The 6,632-nt window shown below is 55.4% G+C and carries 7 protein-coding genes and 1 pseudogene; 3 read left to right on the top strand and 5 right to left on the bottom strand.

Annotated elements, in window-relative coordinates; all coding sequences use genetic code 11:
* Positions 1–324: 324 nt before the first annotated feature.
* Together ABRP98_RS04585 and ABRP98_RS04580 are read left to right on the top strand one after the other, a co-directional pair.
* A complete protein-coding gene (locus tag ABRP98_RS04585; RefSeq protein ID WP_284849914.1) occupies positions 325–837 on the top strand; it encodes a hypothetical protein in 513 nt (170 codons plus the stop codon).
* 680 nt (positions 838–1,517) lie between these two features.
* Positions 1,518–1,667 (top strand): annotated as a pseudogene (locus ABRP98_RS04580) (IS110 family transposase); the annotation flags it as partial.
* 208 nt (positions 1,668–1,875) lie between these two features.
* On the opposite strand, the gene ABRP98_RS04575 reads toward ABRP98_RS04580, so the two are convergent.
* The 5 genes from ABRP98_RS04575 to ABRP98_RS04555 form a co-directional block, all read right to left on the bottom strand.
* Positions 1,876–3,030: an ATP-binding cassette domain-containing protein gene (locus ABRP98_RS04575; RefSeq protein ID WP_349857742.1), complete on the bottom strand. Its 1,155-nt coding sequence runs from the start codon at positions 3,028–3,030 to the stop codon at positions 1,876–1,878.
* A complete protein-coding gene (locus ABRP98_RS04570; protein ID WP_349857740.1) occupies positions 3,021–3,713 on the bottom strand; it encodes an energy-coupling factor transporter transmembrane component T family protein in 693 nt (230 codons plus the stop codon). The genes ABRP98_RS04575 and ABRP98_RS04570 overlap by 10 nt, the downstream gene beginning before the upstream one ends.
* On the bottom strand, positions 3,713–4,459 hold the full coding sequence (locus ABRP98_RS04565; RefSeq protein ID WP_349857739.1) for an ECF transporter S component: 747 nt from the start codon (positions 4,457–4,459) through the stop codon (positions 3,713–3,715). Before ABRP98_RS04565 ends, ABRP98_RS04570 begins: the two co-directional genes overlap by 1 nt.
* A gap of 122 nt (positions 4,460–4,581) precedes the next feature.
* Positions 4,582–5,559, bottom strand: a complete 978-nt coding sequence (locus ABRP98_RS04560; protein ID WP_349857737.1) for a nucleoside hydrolase — start codon at positions 5,557–5,559, stop codon at positions 4,582–4,584.
* 18 nt (positions 5,560–5,577) lie between these two features.
* Positions 5,578–6,246 carry an NAD(P)H-binding protein gene (locus ABRP98_RS04555; RefSeq protein ID WP_349857735.1) on the bottom strand — a complete coding sequence of 223 codons (669 nt, stop codon included), beginning with the start codon at positions 6,244–6,246 and terminating at the stop codon, positions 5,578–5,580.
* Between the two features lie 116 nt (positions 6,247–6,362).
* On the opposite strand from ABRP98_RS04555, the gene ABRP98_RS04550 reads away from it, so the two are divergent.
* Positions 6,363–6,632, top strand: a complete 270-nt coding sequence (locus ABRP98_RS04550) for an ACT domain-containing protein (protein WP_023022407.1) — start codon at positions 6,363–6,365, stop codon at positions 6,630–6,632.

The raw sequence follows: 6,632 nt of genomic DNA, 5'->3' as shown, positions 1-6,632 counted from the left end.
GGCATGGTGGTAGATTACCTTTCTTCCCAGCCCGACTAGGCTGGATATCAGGTGTCCACCAAAAGGGGGTCAGGTCCCTCGATTACTAGGTTTGCGGCTTCACGCCGGTACTCCGGCGTGTATTTCTGGCGTTGTTGACTGACAATGAACATCCTCTCTTACGGACACAAAATCCGCACTAATCGGGTGTCCACTAAACGAGTGGTAACCTCAAAATTCTGAATTTAGTTTATTATCACATTATAAGTTTGCTCTCTTCTTATTTTGCCTAACTAGATCTAACATTAAAATTGTTTGTGGACGCCATCTTTAGAAAGGAAAACAATGAGAAAACCCGTGGCGTTTTTGGTTGCCACACTCCTTAGTTTTACTGGCGTAGAGGCTCACGCGGCACCGGCTCCTATGACAGCTCAGTCAAAGCATCAATCTGTGCCCAAAAATTCTGAAGATACTTTATTTTCCGAAGGTACTAAGATTCAAAGGCTTTCCGGAAGTCAATTCCAAGTATCGACCCCAGATCATCAATATCAGGTCACGGTTGATAAAGCTACAAGCACAGCGACCGTAATCGATGAAAACAACGATGAACAAACATTTAAGATTCCAAATATGCGAGGAAATTCGGTACAAGGAAAACCGGTTGTTACTCCATATTTTAATTGGTCCTCGGTGCCTTGTGCGATGCTACTTTGGGCAGTAGGAGTAATTCATCATGTCGGTTGGACAGCAGCAGCGGGAATAATCGCAGCCGAGGGGCCTGCAGGGGCAGCACTAGCCGCCGCTATTTGGGCTTATGGAGTCGATGCTTTCTTCGCTCTTGTGAGCAGCCAGTGCTAAAATCAAGTGCTTAATTTTGGAAAAGAGATCATGCACGTCACTCGAATAGAACTCGGCATAATAGTGTCAGCACTAACATGTGTTTTCGCGTTTTTCCACCAACTACCTTTGAGTATTGGATTCGCAGTCATTGGTGCCTTGCTGCTTGGTCTCCTTCCAGAGAGACAAAGATTAGATCGAAAAGCTCAGCAACGGGGAATACGCCGGTTTGGTTTATTCACAATGTGGATTGGACTCTGTTTTAGTATCGCAATCTTTGTACATGATTTTTTACTCACACAGGATGTGTATTTTCCCGCGCTAATAGCTACGCTAGCTGTTGCGGCGGCAGGAGGCTCTCTGGTACGCACGAAGAAGCTTCTGTAATGAAGTAAAGAAAGCCGTTTTTGAGACCATTACCGCGTGGCCCAACGCCGGCATTACAGCCGACACAGGCGGAGTGACCGTCACCAGAACCGCCCCATCAGTTCAGCAGAAACCACCTCACCCCGAGCCCGACTAACCCAATCAGAGAGAAGCAGCGCCCTGCGGGCGCTTTCTTTTTATCCGGAAGCACTCTGCGCATATTTATCACACACCAGTTGATTATCCACAGGGTTTTAACTGCGGGTGTATCTATTCTCCCAGGTGGTCTATAGGGCCTGACCCCTGGAAAGTGGACACGTCGGGGGTAAGGACCGCAATTCTATGAACGAAAGCGCAAGGAAGGCAAGCGTCACAACGCCGCGGTCGTAGCACTCGCCCGCAGACGAATCAACGTCCTCTACGCCATGATGCGTAACCACGAGTATTACCGCGACCCCGCTCCAGCAAAGGAAGCCGCAGCAGCCTATCCCCTAACAGCGAAACAAGCCGACTCGGAAAAATCCCAGTCGGCTACCAGTCGCGCGCAAAACAACACACCTAAAAATCCCGAGTTGAGGATCCGCACCAATCAACCTCACCCGCGAGATTGACAAACTATATAGGAACACCCCCGCCTTCGTCACTCCGCTTTTCTCTCTGGGAGGCGAAGGCGCCAGCTGAACGCAGACTGGGTTAGTCGGCGCCCTCTGCCAAGCCGCCGGTATTGGAAAGCTCCACTTCCTGAATACTGGCATACTGCGCGATCTCTTCGACGAAGCCTGGATCGTGGCATGTAAGCACTATTGCCGCTCCTGATTCCAGCGCGCTGTGAATTAGTTGATGCATCAGTGCTCGGTCCGTTAGCGAAAGCAGGCTATCGGGCTCATCCATGAGCAAGATTCCGTGGCCCATCCCCACCACATGTGCCGTTTGGGCCAGCCTGAGCCGGGAGGCGGATAGATCTAATGGGTGCTCAGCCGCATCAAGCTCTAGTAGCTCCCGTAACGCGCTATCGGAAACAAAGTCACCCAAGGTGGAATATATTACCTGGTCATAAGGAGATTGGAGGACCAATCCCCGGGGCTCAGCTGGGCGCTGTGCCCCATCAAGGCCGGCGGCGGCGCGCAGGAGAGACGTTTTTCCAGTACCGTTTGCCCCGCGCAACCAAGTCACGCCCCCTCCGCGAATGGGTATGGTTACCGGTCCGACGCTAAAGGTATTGCCGGAAGGCTTCGCCGATTGCCACCACCGCTTCTTTTCTTGCCCGCGGCGCGCAGTAAGCGGACCAAGAGATCCCCGGGATCCATAAGAAGAAATCACGTCTACGCTTACTGGGGCTGGTTGTGGGATCTCCCCTACGACTTCCCCACCCAATTCGGGCCAATGCATGGATGACACGGCAAGAACGCAGGTATTGCGCAGCGAATGCAATAGCTTCACCATCATCGCCAACGATGTGGGGTCAAGACCCGCGCTCGGCTCACAAATAATGAGTACCTCGGGCTCGCGGATCGCTACGCATGCAGCGGCGAGCCTCCGCGTCTGACCGCCCGAAAGCTGGGTGGGGTTCTTCTCCGCGTAATCGCTAAGCCCCACCGCCGCGAGCATTTCCTCTCCCCGCACCTGCATGCGGGCTGGATCCTCACCCTGGTTTTCTAATCCTAGGACCACTTCTTCGATGCAGGTATCGCGCAGGTAGCTCATCTGCGCGGAAGAGTCAGTACCGATGATGGCAGACGTAGAGAATTTTTCGCCCAGCTCTTGCGCCACGTTTTCGGCGATGGCATCCGAAGGCACAAGTACTTGGACGATGCTTCCCTTACTTGGCTGAATATCGTCTATATCCATACAAAGACCATGACTCCTATGGTTCCAAGGGGAACGATGTAGCGCAGCACGCGGGACAGGATTGAATCCGGTACCGGCCGCAAAAGGGTCCTGATCCCCTCTTCATCAAAGCCCACGGCGGCAAGGGCGTGGCCACGCTCGGTGCCTTGGATCAAAAGGCGCGAAATCACTGGGATGACGACCCGCGAAATAGTATTGTGCCACGTCACTTTGATTCCTGCCAGCTGGTTGGCATCGCGGACGGTCCGCCATGCCTGCGCACCCTGCGGTAAGGACTGCAGTGAAGCACCAACGATGTAGGCAATTTTGTGTCCTGCGCGCGAGACCTGGAGCCATTTCGCAATATCGGAAATTCGCAGCACGGACATCGCCACGATGAAGCACACCATTAACGCGAAAAAGCGCAGGGCTAGCGTGGCGGCAACAAGCAGGCCATCGGTTGTGACCAGCGGAATCAGTTGGTTATCGCCATAAGGGGCGTGGATCACCAACATCGATAAGGCCACCGGAACGCAGAGCGCACCAGAGGCCAAGACGATCGCGATGGACCTCGTGGCCCACACGCCATAGGCAAGCATTGCGCCTGCGACCAGTGCAGATGTTAGTGGGCTATTGAGAGCGAGGATGAGTAGCCAACCGCACGCAGCAATGGTGAGGACCGTCGACGGGTGAAGGCGATACATTAGCGAGGCTGCAAGGATTCCCGGGTGCGCTTGGGCAAGGATTTCACGGCAGCCCACACGATGAGGAAGACGACGGCCTTATCCAATGGGTCAGAGATGAGGGACTGCATCGTCACGGATGCAATCAAGGAATTGCCCAATTCGCGGAAGAGCGACGTGAGCGCGCCGGTACCGACACCAGCCGTACCGCCGTAGACGAATGCGGCCACGGGTGCGGCGAGCATGCCGCAGATGATGCCGATAATGGCACCACTGACGACGACCTTCCAGATCTTGGTGAACGCACCCTTTTGAATGGCCCAGCCAGAAAGGAAGCCGGTAGCAGCGGAAACGGCAGCGAATGGGAGCGCCATCGGGTTAAGCAGGCCCCAGACCACCGATGACAGCGTACCGGTAGCGAGCCCGGCAATGGGGCCTGCGAGCGCGGCCACCAAAATGGTTCCCACGGAGTCGATATACAGCGGAATGCCGCTCGAGCCGATGATTTGGCCCACCACGATATTAAGAACCAACGCGATGGGAATAATGGCGATGGTACGAGCCGGCAGGGACGGCACGGTGCCGGCAAGCAACAGAGCCGCACCGATGAGGTAGCCGGCCAAAGTGATCAAGGCTTCGGCGGAGCCCGCTACGGACTCCCAATCGGTCGGGCGGAAAAGCACCAAGTAGATCCATGTGGCGACGACTAGCGCGGCGCCCGCGATGACCATCCCCCGGCGAGCAGGGGTAAGAGAAAGCTGAGGCATAGAGGTATTCCTAATCCATCAATGTGTAAAGGAGAATGGGGCACACTGCTCTTTTGGTCCCAGCCTATGTCACCTCAGCGTAGGAAAATGTGGCGTATGCGCTGCGGATTAGGGTAAAAGATTTATTCGCCGGGAGCAACACGCGCGCCCAAAGTTCGCAGCGCCCTGTCGAATTCGCCGTGGGCGGCTGGAATGTCTGCGCTGGTCACCAGCGAGGCATTAGTCGGCCGATCCCAGTGATTGCGGAGGTCTGCGACGCTGGTACCGCGCATCAGCGCAGAGTCCGCTTCCACATCAATGGTCGTTTCTACCGCCTCAAACGGTATCTTCTTTAGGGCAATTATGCAGGTCAGAAGATCATGAATCTGGGCTTGGTAGCCTTCTTTTTGCGCTTGGTGAAACTCGAAGTAGAACCGCAGTATCTCCGGCAATGGTTCCGCCATTGGGTGCTCACCAAGGAGACCCTCAATTTCTGCTAAGCGCTCTGGGGTGATGAGAAATTGCTCGGTAACTTCGAGCGAGCAGAGAGTGCTGGGTGGTGCCGCTGAAGCTGCGAAATGGCGAGCCGCTGCGTGCGGATCTACCCAGAAATTCCACTCCGCAGTCGGCGTCGTATTGCCGCGGTAATTAACGGCACCGCCCATTATGGTAATCGAGCCGCACTGCGCGACGTCATCGCCATGCTCCCGCTCGAAGTCCGCCAAATTAGTCACCGGCCCAGTAATGATGAGGTGCAGCCCTGGATTGCGAGCAATCGCGGTCGACCACAACTCCTGCCAGTGAATATCGCCGAAATCGTGGTCGGGTGCAGAAAGATAGCCCAAGCCGGTCTCCCCGTGTGTTTCCGGGGTTGTGGTCAGCTCAACTTCGAGCGGAGTCGGCCGCCCAGGCGCGACGGGGACCTCCGGCAATCCACAGAGGTCCAAAATCCACCGTGCATTGGCGGCTGTCTGCTGGACCGCGACGTTTCCAGCAGTCGTGCTCACGCCCACCAATTCGATCTCGCCTGCGTGATGCAGCCCCGCCAGGTACATCAGGGCGAGGCAGTCATCTATTCCTGGATCGCAGTCGAGCAAGACGGCTGGGCGCGAAACACTCATAGATAGTTTGGCTGACTATTACTTAATGGAGCTTACGGGCTTGTCGCCGTCAACGAATACGACTGGAGACTCCGGAAGTTCCGCGCGGCCCAGTACTTCTACGATGACGTCTGCCACCAAGTCGCGGGAAGAGGTCTGGCCCTCCTGCAGCATCTTGTCCTCAACAAATTCCAGCCCCTGCGCAGGCTCCTCCGTCAGGCCAGCAGGCTTCAGGATAATGTGCGGGATAGAGCTATCGGCCAAGCGGTTGTCCACTTCCTTCTTGGACTCCACATAGGCGTACCACTTTTCATCGGCTGGATCGGTCGTCGCAACCTGGGAGCCGACATAAGAAATCATGACGAACTGAGGAACGTCTTTGCCCAGCTTTTCCAGGGCCTCGATGGCGGCCAATGCGCCGTCGCGGTCGACGGCCCACGTCAGTTCCGCGCCGCCACGGCCGCCGTTTCCGGCGCCCCATACAACTGCGTCATAATCTGCGAATAGCTCCGCCCACTGATCAACGGATTGCTCGGTGATATCTGCAATAACCGGCGTAGCGTTGGCCTGCTCGATATCGGCCTTTTGGTCTGGGTTACGGATAAGCGAGTGAACCTCGTGGCCAGCAGCCGCTAATTTTGGAGCCGCCAGCAGTCCTACCTTGCCGTGTCCTCCGATGTACAAAATCTTCTTCTTAGCATCAGTCATAGCGCCCCATCGTAACAGCGCATTTTTTATGCTGCAGCGACACTTCCGCAGCGAAGTCACTACATGCCGCGACCGCGGTGTAAGCATTGCCCACCGGACCAGATAGAATACTGGCTATGTATGCCATTATGACCGTTACAGGTGCCGATAGCACCGGAATCATTGCAGCAGTAACCACGACCCTTGCTGATCTCAGCATCAACGTCGTTGACGTCTCGCAAACCCTGATGGGTGACTACTTCACCATGATCCTCCGCGTCGAATTCGATGCGGATGCCGTGTCCATCCAGACCATTAAGGAGCGGATGCGCCCGGTGGCGGAGGAAAAGCAGCAATCCATCCGCATTCAGTCCGAAGACCTCTTTACCGCCATGAACGAGATTTAA

The organism is Corynebacterium sp. KPL2838 (genome assembly GCF_040225455.1).
GTDB classification, from domain to species: domain Bacteria; phylum Actinomycetota; class Actinomycetes; order Mycobacteriales; family Mycobacteriaceae; genus Corynebacterium; species Corynebacterium rhinophilum.
The sequence above is the reverse complement of the archived record's forward strand: the minus strand, read 5'-3'. Positions and strand labels throughout refer to the sequence as shown.